The sequence below is a fragment of the Sphingorhabdus sp. M41 genome (assembly GCF_001586275.1).
GTDB lineage: Bacteria > Pseudomonadota > Alphaproteobacteria > Sphingomonadales > Sphingomonadaceae > Parasphingorhabdus.
This window is the reverse complement of the sequence record NZ_CP014545.1, coordinates 2,134,499-2,149,637: the sequence shown is the minus strand read 5'-3', so window position 1 is coordinate 2,149,637 and position 15,139 is coordinate 2,134,499. Positions and strand designations below refer to the sequence as shown.

The following is a 15,139-nucleotide window of genomic DNA, read 5'->3' as shown; positions in this document are numbered from 1 at the left end:
TGGAATAAACTGTCAGCCCAGCGAAGGCTGGGTTCCAAACCGACGGAGTTGGGATAACAGATGGCCGCCAAAAATCACCGGCCCAACGAGAAAAAACAGGAGACCCTTTACATGTCAAATCCGATATCCAGAACCTTCGCTGCCTTATCGCTTGCGGCTTCACCCGTAGCCCTCTTTGCCGGCAGCGAAAGCTATGCTCAGGAAACCGACCGGTTCGCGAATGTCGAGATCAAGGCGGAGGCACTGGCTGACGGGGTGGCTGTATTGTTCGGAGCAGGTGGCAATATCGGTGTCTCCTACGGTCCCGATGGCACTGTCCTGATCGACGACCAGTTCGCTCCACTCACACCGAAAATTCAGGCGGCGATTGCTGATCTTGGTGCAGAACCGGTCACATATCTGATCAACACCCACTGGCACGGCGATCATAGTGGCGGGAACGAGAATTTTGGCAAGGCCGGCGCGCTGATCATGGCGCATGACCATGTCCGCGAGCGGATGCTGGGTATCCAGAAATCGGGACGCGGCAATGATCCGGCATCGCCGGTCGCGGCCTTGCCCACCGTAACCTATCATGACGGGTTGAAGCTCCACCTCAACGGCGACGAAGTGCAGGTCAAACATATGAAACATGGGCACACGGATGGCGACAGCGTCGTTTTCTGGAAAAAGGCCAATGTCCTCCACATGGGTGACCTGTTTTTCAACAAGGTCAGCTTGCCATATATCGACCTGAGCAGCGGCGGCAATGCGCGCGGTATTTTGGCAGCGGCGGAAACGGCGCTGACCATGGTCGATGACGATACGAAAATCATTCCGGGCCATGGACCGATGGCGAACAAGGCCGATCTGACCGCTTATCGCGACATGCTACTGACGATGATCGGCGCTGTGGAAAAGGCGCAGGGCGGGGGCAAAACGGTTGAACAGGTGCAGGCGCTGAAGCTGGCGGCGCAATGGGATATCAATCCCGATGCCTTCATCAAGGGTGATGCGTTTGTCGAAGCAGTGTACAAAAGCTTGCAGAAGCCGGTCCACGCGCACGAACAACCCCACTAGTCAGAGGGTTGCGGCCTCGATTTCGTCACGTAAAGAGGCAATCAGCGGTTTGACCTTGGTCAGCCTTGGTTCCTCTTCATCGACGATTTTTCGGAAGATCGTTTTCTTGAATTCGAGAATCGTGTCATTACCGGGACGCTTGGAAAGGGGCAGGGTGGACAGGATGATGTCGATCATCCGGTCGGCGCCGTGCAGGCGGCCCCAGAGATAGTCATTCTCGCGATAGGTACGGCTGAAAAAGGCGCCGAAATTGTTGAATTCAATGCCTTTCAGCGTCGCCGCAACGCCGCCCTTGCGGATCGTGCGGGCGTCCTCGGGCGAGATACGGTCGACCTTGATCGGATCAAACTCGTCAAGTCCTTCGCCCTGCAGCAATGGCAAGGTAGCGATGTCGTAAAAAGGGAAGCCGAGGAAGGCGAGCAACATCGAGCGCTTCTCCGCTTTCGGTATCACCGCCAGTGCCGCCGCGAGCTTTGCATCGACAATGGCGTCGGCAGCGGTCAGGTCGCGCGCCTTGGCCAGCGCGTCCAGCATGGCGCCGGGCTGCACTTCGGACTGGTCGGCCAGGGCAATGAAATCATCGCCAAGATAGTCGATCGTTTCGCGTTCGATATAGAGGGACAGACAGTCATAGATGGTGTCGTGCATCGCCTCCATCACATCGGCATCGGCGGGGTCGGCGCGGTCGAGATCTTCTGCCAGTTGACGGGCCAGGAAACGCAGGCGACGTACGCGGTAACCCAGGTCGTGCCGACGAAAAAACTCCGCCGCCGGTTTGGTCGGTCCGCCGCTTTTATGCCCGACATTGTCAAGGCCAAGGCGCCGTATCTCCGCCCAGAGCGCGTTACGCAGCCCCGGATGGTTGTGCGCATTGGGATCGGACTTCGCCCGCCGCACCGTATGCGCGATATCCTCGATAACGGTCGCCAGCTTGAGGTGACCATAAGCGCTATAGGAAAATCCCGCGAGCTTGGCTGCCTTGTCCCGCGCCTTGCGACGCCAGGCAGCGACACGGGCAGCGGTCGGCCGGTCGAGGAAAAATGTGCGCCCGAACAGGCCCTCGACATGCTGCTCAACCTCGCCGCGCAAATTTTCGGTGATCAGCTGCATCTGGGTGATGCGGTTGGATCGTCCGGCAATGGCGTTGAGATTGTCGCGGATCGGCTGTTCGCGAGGAATATTGGAAATAGCTCCGAAAATTGTCGAGAAGAAGCCGGGCAGCGATTCATTCTCCTCTTCTTGCGCAGCCTGCAGCCGTTGCATCGCTTTGTCGCTCTTCGCAACGTCGAGATCGGGCCGCGGGTCAATATAGACGAAGCGTCGGTCGACCTCGCGTTTGGCCGGCCGGTTCTTCAATGCTTCAATCGCTTGCGCGAAGGGAGCATTGGCGAGCACCGATCCGTCGATCAGTACAGTATCCTCGGCTGTTCCGGCTCGAAACTGGTTGGGCAATATGCGCTTCAGAAAGGCTGAGCGGCCTTCCCAGACATATTCATGATCAGCAAGCAGTTCATCCAGTTCCCTCACTGTGAAGGGCGGGAAAGCGCCTGGAAAACTGGCGGTGGCGCGGCCGGCAAAAGTCAGTGCCGCCGGATCGGCAATCGCGTCGTCTCGCTTTCCTCTGGTCGAAAAGCCGATGGTGATGCGATGCTCCATCTCGAGCGCGTCGGGCGGACTGTGCAGCTGGAGCTTTTCCGGATGGCCAACGAAATCGGTCACCGTGACGAACAGGTCGAGTGGCTGTTCCGGGGGCAGCAGGCGCGGCCCGCGCTCGGTTGCCCGGACTGCAGCAAGCGCATCCCAGATCAGACCACTGAACACCTTGCCGCCAAAAGGCGGTGCGAACCAGCGCGCGCGGACGAAGCGGGAGAGCTTCATCTTGACCTCTTCTCGGGCTTCCTTCGACACGGTCTGCTCCACAGCACCGCCCTTGCGGCCCAGCGCCATCCAGGCAATCGGCTCGGCCCAGAATTTGGAGAAACGCGAAAGCGGCCGCGCATCGGGGTCGAGCAGCTTGTCGACATCGGCGGTGTGCAGCCACAAGTCGGTCAGCGGATCCAGCGACTGGCCCGACAATATCGCCTGCGACAGGAAAATCCCGTTGATCCCGCCCGCGCTGGCTCCGGAAATAATGTCCGGCAAAATGCGAAGTCTTGTGCCGGTTTCCTGCTCCAGCCATTCCAATATATCATAATAGATACCGCGGCTGCACTGGTCGATCCGCTCGCCGTCGTGAAAATCCCGGCTCGCCTGCGCCAGCTTCCAGATTTCCTTGGTGATGCCGTGCATATAAATGGCCAGACTAACGCCGCCATAGCAGATCAAGGCCAGTCTGAGTTCTTTCTGCCGCATGGCTTTTAACTACAGGATGGTGGGGAGGGTGCAAGCGCGAATGCACTGCCTGGTCCTCGTGGTGAGAAGTCCCTTGGCGTTCCTCCCGCTTCGGCAATATAAGCGGGGCTTTCCTACACCCGAGCCTCTTTGCTAAAGTTGCTCCATGAACCGGAAACAGGATCATTGTGCGGGCGATAGCAATCTGGCCCGTGCCTTCACGCGCCCCTTCTCAAGCTGAAATCATTTTCTCCATTAAGGGGTGTGACCCGTGTGACCCTGTTTTAAATTCTGATGGAAAACCACTGGCGTTCTTTATTTGTTCTGTTAGATAAACCGCATGGCCAAACCGAAGAAAAAATATGTCTGTCAGAATTGCGGCTCAATCGCGCATCGCTGGGAAGGGCAGTGCGGCGATTGTAGTGAGTGGAACACGCTCGTCGAGGAAGCGGGCGAAACGGTGTTTGCGTCTAAGCATAATCTGCAGACCGGCGGACGCGAAGTACGGCTGGTCGGGCTGGACAGCGAAATCGCGCTGCCGGATCGCAGAAAAACAGGCATCGCCGAATTTGACCGCGCCGTCGGCGGTGGTCTGGTGGCCGGATCGGCGACTCTTATGGGCGGTGATCCGGGTATCGGGAAATCGACACTCTTGCTGCAGGTTTCTGCGCGGCTGGCCGAGGCGGGGCTTTCGGTCGCCTATATTTCGGGAGAAGAAGCGGCAGATCAGGTGCGGCTGCGGGCGAGGCGTCTGGGGCTGGGCAAGGCGCCGGTCAAGCTTGCCTCGGCGACTTCTGTCCGCGACATATTGACGACCTTAGGCCGCGATGCGCCGGATTTTGTCGTGATCGACTCGATCCAGACCATGCACAGTGATCTGATCGAAGGCGCGCCGGGAACGGTGAGCCAGGTGCGCGCCTCGGCGCAGGAAATCATCAAATTTGCCAAGGAACATGGCACGATGGTGATGCTGGTCGGCCATGTCACCAAGGACGGCAGTATCGCCGGTCCGCGCGTGCTCGAACATATGGTCGACACGGTGATGAGCTTCGAGGGCGAGCGCAGCCATCAATATCGTATCCTTCGCTCGATCAAGAACCGCTTCGGCGGGACTGACGAGATCGGTGTGTTCGCAATGGAAGAAAAAGGCCTCACCGAAGTGGCCAATCCATCCGCCCTGTTCCTGACCGACCGCAGCGAAGAAGTGACCGGCGCTACCGTTTTCCCGGCAATGGAGGGTACGCGGCCCGTGCTGGTAGAGATTCAGGCGCTGACCGTGCGGCTGGCGAGTGGCGCAACCCCGCGGCGCTCGGTGGTCGGATGGGACAGTTCGCGGCTGGCGATGATCCTGGCGGTGCTGGAAGCGCGTTGCGGGCTCAGCTTTTCCGGCGCCGAAGTCTATCTCAATGTCGCGGGCGGTTACCGGCTCACCGACCCTGCCGCCGATCTGGCCGTGGCAGCAGCGCTGATCTCGGCCCATGCCGAGCGTCCAATGCAGAGCGATGCCGTGATATTCGGCGAAATTGCGCTGTCCGGGGAAATCCGGCCGGTCTCGCGCACGCCGCTCCGTCTGAAGGAAGCGTCCAAGCTCGGGTTCGACCGCGCGCTGATACCGGCGTCCGGCGAAAAAAGCAGTGACTCGATGAAGAAACTGCAATTTGCCAAACTCGCCAATCTCGTTGACCATATGCTCGAGCGTGACTAGCTAGAGACCATGACGGGTCTTGATATATTTGTACTGGTTTCGATGGGCGGAGCGGCGGTTCTTGGATTCCTAAGGGGATTCGTTCAGGAAGCGCTTTCCTTGCTTGTCTGGATAGTGGTTGTGGTCGGCGTGCGATTTTTGCACACGCCGATTTATGAGCGGCTGATCAGCCCGGTGGGCAGCGAGAGCGGAGCCTCCGTGCTGGCTTTTGTATCGATCGTCATCGTTATCTATGCGCTGGGTCGGTGGATCGCCAGATCAATCGGCGCACGTTCGCGCAAATCCGTTCTCGGTCCGATTGATCGCGTGCTCGGCTTCGGTTTTGGCATGATCAAGGGGCTGATCGGCGCGACCTTGCTCTATTTGCTGGCAGTTCTGGTCTATGACACCATCTATGGCGCGGACGAACCGCGACCGGAATGGCTCGCGAACTCTCGTACTTACCCGCTGCTGAACGCAAGTGGAAAAGCCATGGTCGACTTTGTGGAGGAACAGCGAAAGTCGACCGACGAGCAGGCGGTAGCGGACCAATGAGCGGAGCGCTTTATACCCGCGAGATCTTGCGTCTCGCGGTGTCAATTCCGCATCAGCAAAGGCTGGATAACCCTGATGGCACGGCAGAGCTGCGATCCAAGACATGCGGCAGCAAGGTCGCGGCAGACGTGATGATAAAAGATAGCGGTGAACTGCAGGATTTGGGTCTTGAAATAAGCGCCTGCGCACTGGGTCAGGCATCGGCCGCCATATTGGGCGCACAGGCCATCGGCAAAACAGCTGGCGATATTGGAACTGTGCGAGACAATCTGGCAGTTTTCCTGGAAGGATCGAGCGAGTCTCCCGGCGAATGGCCGGATATGGACAAGTTGGCAGCTGCCCGGGATCACAAGGGCCGTCATGCGGCGATATTGCTTCCCTATGATGCGGTGATCGCGGCGTTCACGGATGCCGCTGCCAGGAAACAGGCGGCCTGACCGATGGAAACTGAAACCCATATGGCCGATTTGCTGCTGGGCGGTTTCGTCATGCTCGGCGCGGCTTTGGTCATGGTGCTGGTGTTCCGGCGGTTCGGCATTGGCGCGGTTCTCGGTTATCTGATCGCCGGAGCGTTGATCGGACCGCAGGGCTTCCAGTTGATCAGCAACGCGGGAACCATTCTCGAATTTTCCGAGATCGGGATCATCTTGCTGCTGTTCATTGTCGGACTGGAACTTGCGCCGGCGCGGCTCATGCGCTTGCGTCAGGCGATCTTCGGTCTGGGCATGAGTCAGGTCGTGCTATGCGGCATTGCGCTGTTCCTGCTGATCATGGCTACAACCAACTTCACGCTGGCCGCTTCGATCGCGATCGGCCTGCCGCTGGCGCTCTCCTCGACCGCCCAGGTTCTGCCGATGCTGCAATCCTCGGGCAGGCTCAATACTCCGACCGGCGAAAAAGCCTTTTCAATCCTGCTGTTTCAGGATCTGTCTATCATACCGCTGCTGACGATAATCGCAGCGCTATCGCGCGCTCCACAGGACGAAGGTGGCCCGTCGGGCTGGTTGACCGCAATTTATGCGATTATCGCTATCGGCGGGCTTATCGCGATCGGCAAATATCTGTTGCAGCCGTTATTGAAGGTGATTGGCCGGATAGCCGAACGCGAACTGTTCATCGTTGCTGGCCTTGTTGCCGTTTTTGGCGGCGCTGCACTGATGGAGTTTATCGGACTTTCCCCCGCATTGGGCTCTTTCATCGCCGGGGTCATGCTCGCCAACTCTCCCTATCGTCATGAACTTGAGGCCGATATCGACCCGTTCCGTTCGCTATTGCTCGGCTTCTTCTTCCTTGCTGTCGGCATGATGCTCGACCTGAATGTCGTGATCGAAAATCCCGGCTTCGTGCTAGGCGCGGCTGTTGCGCTGGTAACGGTAAAGATCGCGATTATTTTCGGACTGGGCAAGCTGTTCGGCATGGATACCAACCCGGCTCTGGCGATGGGAATGCTGCTCAGCCAAGGCGGAGAATTCGGCTTTGTGCTCTTTTCCGAGGCTGAAAAAGCGCTTCTGATCGAACCCGAAGCGAGCAGCCTGTTCGGGGCGATTATAACCATTTCAATGGCAACCACTCCCTTTCTGATGCTGCTTTCGCGACGGTTCAGCTCAGGTGGAAGCAAATCGTCAGCGGATCTTGATGATCCCGGAAATGCCGACCGGGCATCCGTCATCGTGGTCGGGCAAGGCCGATTTGGTCAGACCGTATCGCAAGTGTTGATGGCTGCAAAAATCCCGCTCACTCTGATCGATATCAAACCCGAGCAGATTGATGTGCATCAGCAATTTGGCGCCAAGGTTTTCTACGGTGATGGCACCCGTGTGGATTTGTTGCGGCGCGCGGGAGCGCATGAAGCGGACGCCATAGTCTTCTGTATGGACGATCCTGACTTCGGTCCCGAACAGGTGCGCGCGATCGTGCAGTCCTTTCCCGAGACCAAGATGTTCGTCCGGGTTTATGACCGACGCCAGCTGATCGCGCTCAAGGGGTTGGGCATTGTCGGGATGAAGCGGGAAATGTTTGAATCGGCGGTCCATCTCGCACGGCAGACGATGTTCGCGATAGATCTGGATAGCAGTCTCATCGAAGAGGTCGACGAAGAATTCCGTCAGCGGGATTGCGACCGGCTGGAAGCGCAAATGAAGTCCGGCGGTGATATGCTCGCGGGCGCAGAGCTCAGATTCGAGAATAATCCTTCGCGGAAATTCTGACCCGCGTGCTGACGGAGTTTGCTAGGCTGACTCGTCCAGAAATGCGGCAACGTCTTCCAGATCGACGTCCTTTGCCAAAAATGACTGGCCGATGCCGTTGGCAAGCAGGAAGGGCAGGGTGCCGCCGCTCATTTTCTTGTCGTGCATCATATGATCGACCAGTCTCTGACCTGATGCCTCAACCGATGCTGTAGCGAGGTTGTACGGCAAGCCAACGGACTTTAAGTGTTGGGTCACTCGTTCCGCATCCGCTGGATCGCAATGGCCGCGCCGCACCGAATATGCAAATGCCAGCGCCATGCCGGCAGCGACCGCTTCACCATGGACCAGCTTGTTCGAGAAACCGGTCTCTGCCTCTAAGGCGTGGCCAAATGTGTGCCCGAGATTGAGGAGGGCGCGTCTGCCGCTGAGCTCTTTCTCGTCTTCTCCGACGATCAGGGCCTTGGCGCGCACGCTGTGGATGATCGCTTTGCTGAGCGCGTCAGGATCGCGGTCGAGAACCCTGCCGCCATTGTCCTCGCACCAGTCGAAGAAGCCAGCATCGCTGATCAAGCCATATTTGATCACCTCGGCATAGCCTGCGCGCAATTCGCGGTCGGGCAGGCTGTTCAGCACGAGCGGATCGATCAACACAAAACGGGGCTGGTTGAAGCTGCCGATCAGATTCTTTCCAGCCGAGCTGTTGATCGCCGTCTTGCCACCCACGCTGCTGTCCACTTGGGCAAGAAGGCTGGTCGGTATCTGAACAAAATTGCAGCCGCGTTTGACAATCGCTGCCGCAAATCCTGTGAGATCCCCGATCACGCCGCCGCCGAGCGCTACCAATGTGTCGGAACGCTCGATGCCCTGGGTCAGCAGCCAATCCGTCACTAGTTCCAGTTGACGCCAGCTCTTGCTCGATTCTCCGGCAGGCAGGCTTTTGACCATGAGATCGGTCCCGCTTCCGGCAAAGGCTTGCTGCAATTTCAAGAGCAGATGCGACTCTACATTCTCGTCGGTCAGAATGAAAAGTCGGTGATTGCTGGCCAATCTCTGCAAATGCATGCCAGCTCGCTCGAGAGCGCCTGGATCAACCAATATGGGGTAGCTATGTTCGCCTAGTTCAACTGTGATTTGGGTCAACGTTGCAATGCCTCGATTATCTTTTCTACGGTTATCTCATGGGGGGAGTCATTGCCCATTATATGAATAGGTGCGGTGGCGTAGACTGGGTTTCTGACGGCAGCCAGATCGGCCAAAATCTTTGCTGGATCGCCAGATTTTAGCAGGGGCCTAGTGTTGCGTCGAGAGACCCGCTTTACTAACGTATCGAGATCAGCATCCAGCCAGACAGCGATTGCCTCTTCCAGAATTACCGTCCGGGTCTCCTCATTCATAAATGCCCCGCCACCCGTAGCGATGACCTGACGGTCACCTTCTATCAGCCGCGCAATGACACGTCGTTCCCCATCCCGGAAATAGTCTTCGCCAAAACGATTGAAGATTTCTTCGACAGTGAGACCTGCTGCCCGCTCAATCTCTTCGTCCGCATCGACAAAGGCTAGGCCCAGCCGTTTTGCCAATCGCCGGCCGACCGTGGTTTTGCCCACGCCCATCAAGCCGACCAGCACAATCGACTGATCAGGCACGAAATCCGGCTTTTCACCGGAATTTCCATCGGAATTGTCGAAAGAGGCTTTTATGTTTTTGTCCATTCGGGCAAAGGCTATACAAGGGTTGGCTAAGGGTGCAAATTCCAATGCTGACTATGTTAGATTTTTAACCGTTCAAAAGATTGAGTCACATCGATGCCGCGTAAGTTGGTTTTTTTAATTTTGTTTGTCGCAATCCTGGTCGGTGCGACATTTGTTTTGGCTTCGATGGATGTTGAGCAGACGCTGAAGCCGGTTGAGAAGCCCGTAATTGGTGACGATTTGCAATAAGATGCATATGCGGATCAAGCATATATCTTTAGCTGCCGTCAGCCTCGGCTCGCTTTTGATTGCGATTCCGGTCTTGGGGCAGGATTCTCCAGAATCTCTTCTCCCGCCAGGATTTGGAGAGCCGGCTCCGGCTCCTAAGCCCGCACCCCAAAGCGCGCCCACACCTGCTCCGGGTCCAGTCCAGTCCCGGCCCGTCACGCCTGCGCCAAGCGTTCCATCGAGCGAGACTGCTACGGATCGGAATGTTGCGGAAACTGCTCTGGATTTGCCATTGCTGACGCTGGATGAGAATGGCGAACTTGATCTGAATGCACTGGACGATGCGATCCAGCCACAATATACTTTGTCCGCAGGCGAGCGGCGATCAATGGCAGAAATCGGGGTTTTGACGCCGCAACATAATGGCTTGCCGAAGGATGCTTTCGGCCAAGAGGGCGGACAATATCTAACCAATTTGATCAGAAACTTGAACGGCCCCATCATTTCTCGCTGGGGTGCGATATTGCTGCGGAGAGCGTTGCTCAGCAAGGTAGTCAGTCCGCAAAATGTGAATCCCGCGGATTGGACTGCCGAACGCGCATGGCGGTTGCTGCGTATGGGCGAGGCAGATGCTGCGCGAATGCTGGTTTTGAAAGTTGACGGCGGTAATTACACTCCCAGACTCTATGAAGTGGCAATGCAAGCGCATCTGGCTACAGCTGACCCTGCCGGTATTTGTCCACTTGTTGATGCTGGAGCGCGAGTTAGCGATGCACCTACATGGAAAATGTTCCGGCCGATCTGTGCATCTTTTTCAGGTGAACAGAGCCGGGCAACCAGCCTGTTGCAGCAGGCACGCCGCGAAAAAGCAGCCACTGGCATCGACTATTTGCTGGCAGAAAAGACAATTGGTGCCGGTTTCGAAGGTCGCCGAGCTGTGTCGATCCTGTGGGATGATATCGAGTATTTCAACAACTGGCGTTTTGGTTTGGGTGTGGCCACCGGTGTTGAACCGCCGGATCGACTCTACGCTCAGGCCGGTCGACATGTGCAGGGCTGGCGGGTTCGCGCGCCTATGCTTTCAATCGAATCACGGATGAAGGCAGCCGATACTGCGGCCGCCATCGGCGTTCTTTCAAGCCAGGCCATGGTCGATCTCTATGCGGCTGCTTATGACGATCCGGAAACAAGCGATGATCGCAAGGCTATGGCTTCCGTTTTGCGCGAAGCCTATACTGATGACACCGCCAAATCCCGACTAGCCGCAATGCATGATTTATGGGGGCGGTCGAAAGGTTCGTTGACGCGATATTCGGCCAAGATTTTGACCGCTCGGGCCGCAGCAAAAATCCCTCCTTCGGATGCCCTTGGCGATCAGAGTGCAGACCTCATCGCTTCCATGCTTGCTGCTGGTCTTGATCGCAGCGCCATCCGATGGACTGATGTGGTCGAACAGGGTAGCAACGGTTGGGCGCTTTTGGCCGTGGCTTCGCCGAACAATAACTTACCGCTTAGCTATGATGCGTTGGACGATTTCGGTGATAATGACAGCAGTGAAGATCAGCTGCGGAGTAAATTTTTGCTGGCAGCAGTCGCCGGCTTGGCGCGAGTAGAGCAGCAGACAATCGACGATTTTGCGGATGATTTGAGCCTGGACCTTGGGCGTTCTACCAGATGGACGAGAGCAATCCAGTCGGCCGCTCAACGTGGCCAACCGGGAACCGTTGCCCTGCTTGCAGCTGTTGGGATGCAAGGCCGAAACTGGAATGCCATGTCACCTTTGCATCTGTTTCATATCGTGCGAAGCCTGAAACGCGTCGGTCTCGAAGCTGAAGCGCGCATGATTGCAGCGGAAGCGCTGACTCGGACATAAGCTTTGCATTGACGGCTTTGAGGTCTATTCGTGCACGATATGAGCGATGATGCCAATCTGATCGAACGCTTTCTGGAAATGCTCGTGTCGGAAACCGGAGCGTCACACCATACTTTGTCGGCTTACCGCACCGATTTGGAACAAGCGTCGATTATAACCGGCGGGCGCTTGTGCACTGCGGATCGCGAGATCGTCAGGCAGTTGCCATCTCATTGGCGTGAACTGCAAAATAGTACGGTCGCTCGCAAATCATCGAGTCTCAGGCGTTTTTTCGGATTTCTGGTGGAAGAAGGGTTCCGGGACCATGATCCGTCCGATGCTCTTCCGAAACCCGGATTGGTGCGGTCCCTGCCAAAGACCCTGTCACACGGGGAAATCGCGCTTTTATTCCAGTTAATTGCTGAGGGGTTGGATTGCGAACCGGTCAAGCCGGCAACGGTCCGGCTTTCTGCAATATTTGAACTGCTATATGGTTCGGGACTTAGGGCGAGTGAACTCGTTGGCCTGCAGCGATCATCGATTACTGGCGACAAGCCCTTTTTGATCATCAAGGGAAAGGGCGAAAAGGAACGATTGGTGCCGATTTCTCAACAAGCCCGCGTCGCCGTGGGCCGTTGGGCCGGATTTGTCGATCAGAAGGAGAAATGGCTATTCCCTTCGCGAACAGGTCATATCAGCAGGATCAGGCTATTTCAGATCATCAAGGAACATGCCGCTAGGGCAGGGATTAACCCGGCAAAAATCAGTCCCCATGTTCTGCGCCATGCTTTTGCGACCCATTTGTTGGAAGGCGGAGCAGATCTACGAGCTTTACAGACGCTGTTGGGGCACAGTGACATCAGTACGACGCAAATATATACGCATATCGACAGTGCCCGACTGGTAGAGCTTGTGAATCATCGGCATCCTTTAAGCCAACTAAATCTCCTGCGTTGACGTTTCGCTTGTCCGGTTCTAACCATTTTTCATGACATCTTATCTTGATTTTGAAAAACCGATTGCCGCCCTTGAAGCCCGTATTCTCGAACTCCGAGATACAGCGGATGAAGGATCGCTTGATATCGAAACGGAAATCGAGAAACTACAGGTGAAATCGGCTAAAATGTTGAGCGACACCTACGCGAAACTGTCTCCGTGGCAAAAAACGCAGGTCGCCCGTCATCCGGAACGCCCGCATTTCAAAGACTTTACCGCCGGGCTGTTCGACGAATTTATTCCACTAGGCGGTGATCGAAATTTTGGTGATGATCAGGCCATCTTAGGTGGGTTTGCCCGCATGGGAGACCGACGCTTTGTCGTCATCGGCCATGAAAAAGGCGATGATACAGAAAGCCGTTTGCGACACAATTTTGGCATGGGAAAACCCGAAGGCTATCGAAAAGCCATTCGTCTGATGGATATGGCTGACCGCTTCTCGCTTCCGGTTTTGACTTTGGTCGATACATCGGGAGCATTTCCAGGCGTATCGGCAGAGGAACGAGGGCAAGCTGAAGCAATCGCCCGTTCGACCGAAAAATGCCTCTCACTCGGTGTACCCATGGTGGCCATAATCGTTGGTGAAGGTGGGTCAGGAGGCGCTGTGGCTTTGGCTGCTGCGGAACGAGTGCTGATGTTTGAACATGCCGTTTATTCGGTAATCTCACCAGAAGGTTGTGCATCGATTCTTTGGCGTACCGGAGACAAGGCCGATGTGGCAGCGGATGCAATGCAAATCACTGCCCAAAATCTTGAAAAGCTGGGAGTGATTGACCGGATCATCCAGGAGCCTGTGGGCGGCGCGCACCGCGACCAAGTATTGGCTATCGCATCTCTGGGCAAGGCGATCGAAGAAGAATTTGAGCAGCTCGGGAAGTTCGATCGCGAAGAGCTTAGACTGATGCGTCGCGAAAAATTCCTGCAAATTGGTGCGCTTTAAACCAGACAAAATACATTTTGCGTTGCCCTCAACGCTTGAAACGTCATTTTACACACGGAACCCTTTACCAGTTGCTTCGTTCTTATACATTGCGTCCTGAGGAGCTTGATATGAGACAATTTTCAACGAAACTGATGAGTGCCGCCGGAGTAATCGCTTTGGTAGCGTGCACGGGGAGCGGAGCAGATGCCGGCTCGGTAAATTCTGCCGGAAGCCAGTCGGGTGAGGCTCGGTCAATATCCGCAGCAGAAAAAAAGAAAGGTGCAGAAGCGCATCCGCAATTGCTCGAAGAATTTGGAGGTGCCTATACCGGTCCGCAAGTTGGCTATGTAGTGGGTGTAGGACAAAATATCGCAGTGCAATCCGGCTTGGGTAATGCTCGCAGCGACTTTACGGTGACGCTTCTGAATAGCCCGGTTAACAACGCCTTCGCTATTCCCGGAGGTTATGTCTATCTTACCCGGCAACTGATGGCATTGATGAATGATGAGGCCGAAATGGCTGGAGTTCTGGGTCATGAAGTCGGCCATGTCGCTGCCAGACATAGTGAAAAAAGACAGAAAGCGGCGACGCGAAACAGTATTTTGGGCATATTGGGACAAATTGGGTCCCAGGTATTGTTGGGCGATTCTGCTATTGGGCGTATAGGACAGGAAGTCTTCGGTACCGGAAGCCAGCTTTTAACTCTAAAATATTCGCGCAAACAGGAATATGAGGCTGACGATCTAGGCATCCGCTACCTCGCGTCGGCGGGTTATGATCCTCAGGCGCTTTCGTCGATGTTATACTCGCTAGCCGCGCAATCGGCGATAGATGTCCGAGTAGCGGGGCGTGATGCTCGGACTGCGCCTGAATGGGCGAGTACGCACCCTGATCCCGCGCGAAGAGTCTCTCGTGCCGCAACAAATGCTGGTAAGTTGAGCAGAGTGGGTGGCGTTCGCAATCGGGATCAGTTTCTACAAAAGCTCGACGGAATTCTCTATGGTGATGATCCCAAACAAGGTGTGATCGAAGGAAATAGCTTCCTTCATCCCAATCTCAAATTGAAATTCAGTGTTCCCAGCGGTTTCTCCATGCAAAATGGTGCGCGTTCCGTTTCCATTTCCGGTTCGAGTGGACAGGGGCAATTTACGACCGGCGCTTACAACGGAAATATGGCAGCATATATTGATGCGGCTTTCAAAGGTCTCGCGGGGGAAGGCAAAACCATTTCTCATGGTCCAGTTGAAAGAACGACAGTGAATGGGGTGCCGGCATCTTATGCGATGGCACGGGTTGACAGTAACAACGGTCAGGTTGACGTAACAGTCTTCGCTTATGAATTTTCGAAAACCAGTGCCTATCATTTCGCAACAATTGCCCCGGCCGGAAGCGCGGGAGTTTTTTCGCCAATGTATCAGAGTATGGTCAGGCTTTCTGCAACCCAAGCGGCTGAGATCAGGCCACGCAAAGTCGATATCGTCACTGTAAAAAGCGGAGACACGATTTCGAGCCTGTCTTCGCGAATGGCCTATTCAACTTTTCAACAGGACCGTTTTATGGTGCTTAATCGCTTAGCTGAGAATGACGTATTGCGTGTTGGCCAAAGTGTGAAAATCATCACTTACTAATTTT

General features: G+C 55.8%; 12 protein-coding genes. 9 read left to right on the top strand and 3 right to left on the bottom strand.

Annotation, left to right across the window (positions count from 1 at the left end):
* Positions 1-111 precede the first annotated feature (111 nt).
* On the top strand, positions 112-1,059 hold the full coding sequence (locus AZE99_RS10255) for an MBL fold metallo-hydrolase (RefSeq protein ID WP_067203538.1): 948 nt from the start codon (positions 112-114) through the stop codon (positions 1,057-1,059).
* On the opposite strand, the gene AZE99_RS10250 is transcribed toward AZE99_RS10255, so the two are convergent.
* Positions 1,060-3,411: a patatin-like protein gene (locus AZE99_RS10250; RefSeq protein WP_067200605.1), complete on the bottom strand. Its 2,352-nt coding sequence runs from the start codon at positions 3,409-3,411 to the stop codon at positions 1,060-1,062.
* A gap of 319 nt (positions 3,412-3,730) precedes the next feature.
* Here AZE99_RS10250 and radA point away from each other — a divergent pair, with 319 nt between their 5' ends.
* The 4 genes from radA to AZE99_RS10230 are packed head-to-tail and all read left to right on the top strand — an operon-like array spanning position 3,731 to position 7,836.
* Positions 3,731-5,095 carry a DNA repair protein RadA gene (radA, locus tag AZE99_RS10245; protein WP_067200604.1) on the top strand — a complete coding sequence of 455 codons (1,365 nt, stop codon included), beginning with the start codon at positions 3,731-3,733 and terminating at the stop codon, positions 5,093-5,095.
* Positions 5,096-5,104: 9 nt separating this feature from the next.
* Positions 5,105-5,629: a CvpA family protein gene (locus tag AZE99_RS10240; RefSeq protein ID WP_067200601.1), complete on the top strand. Its 525-nt coding sequence runs from the start codon at positions 5,105-5,107 to the stop codon at positions 5,627-5,629.
* Complete coding sequence (locus tag AZE99_RS10235; RefSeq protein ID WP_067200598.1) at positions 5,626-6,066, top strand: iron-sulfur cluster assembly scaffold protein; 441 nt, start codon at positions 5,626-5,628, stop codon at positions 6,064-6,066. Before AZE99_RS10240 ends, AZE99_RS10235 begins: the two co-directional genes overlap by 4 nt.
* 3 nt (positions 6,067-6,069) lie before the next feature.
* Positions 6,070-7,836 carry a cation:proton antiporter domain-containing protein gene (locus AZE99_RS10230; RefSeq protein WP_067200595.1) on the top strand — a complete coding sequence of 589 codons (1,767 nt, stop codon included), beginning with the start codon at positions 6,070-6,072 and terminating at the stop codon, positions 7,834-7,836.
* Between the two features lie 21 nt (positions 7,837-7,857).
* Here AZE99_RS10230 and aroB read toward each other — a convergent pair whose 3' ends face one another.
* Together aroB and AZE99_RS10220 are read right to left on the bottom strand one after the other, a co-directional pair.
* Positions 7,858-8,958 carry a 3-dehydroquinate synthase gene (gene aroB, locus AZE99_RS10225; protein ID WP_067200593.1) on the bottom strand — a complete coding sequence of 367 codons (1,101 nt, stop codon included), beginning with the start codon at positions 8,956-8,958 and terminating at the stop codon, positions 7,858-7,860.
* Positions 8,955-9,575 carry a shikimate kinase gene (locus tag AZE99_RS10220; protein WP_231862586.1) on the bottom strand — a complete coding sequence of 207 codons (621 nt, stop codon included), beginning with the start codon at positions 9,573-9,575 and terminating at the stop codon, positions 8,955-8,957. Before AZE99_RS10220 ends, aroB begins: the two co-directional genes overlap by 4 nt.
* Before the next feature lie 454 nt (positions 9,576-10,029).
* Between AZE99_RS10220 and AZE99_RS10215 the strand changes: the two genes are divergently transcribed.
* The 4 genes from AZE99_RS10215 to AZE99_RS10200 all read left to right on the top strand — a co-directional run bounded on the left by AZE99_RS10215 (position 10,030) and on the right by AZE99_RS10200 (position 15,135).
* A complete protein-coding gene (locus AZE99_RS10215) occupies positions 10,030-11,610 on the top strand; it encodes a hypothetical protein (protein WP_067200591.1) in 1,581 nt (526 codons plus the stop codon).
* Between the two features lie 39 nt (positions 11,611-11,649).
* Positions 11,650-12,546, top strand: a complete 897-nt coding sequence (locus AZE99_RS10210; protein WP_067200588.1) for a tyrosine recombinase — start codon at positions 11,650-11,652, stop codon at positions 12,544-12,546.
* 31 nt (positions 12,547-12,577) lie between these two features.
* The gene (locus tag AZE99_RS10205; RefSeq protein ID WP_067200586.1) at positions 12,578-13,525 is read left to right on the top strand and encodes an acetyl-CoA carboxylase carboxyltransferase subunit alpha; all 948 of its coding nucleotides are present in this window, start codon (positions 12,578-12,580) and stop codon (positions 13,523-13,525) included.
* Between the two features lie 110 nt (positions 13,526-13,635).
* A complete protein-coding gene (locus tag AZE99_RS10200) occupies positions 13,636-15,135 on the top strand; it encodes a M48 family metalloprotease (protein WP_067200584.1) in 1,500 nt (499 codons plus the stop codon).
* Positions 15,136-15,139 lie beyond the last annotated feature (4 nt).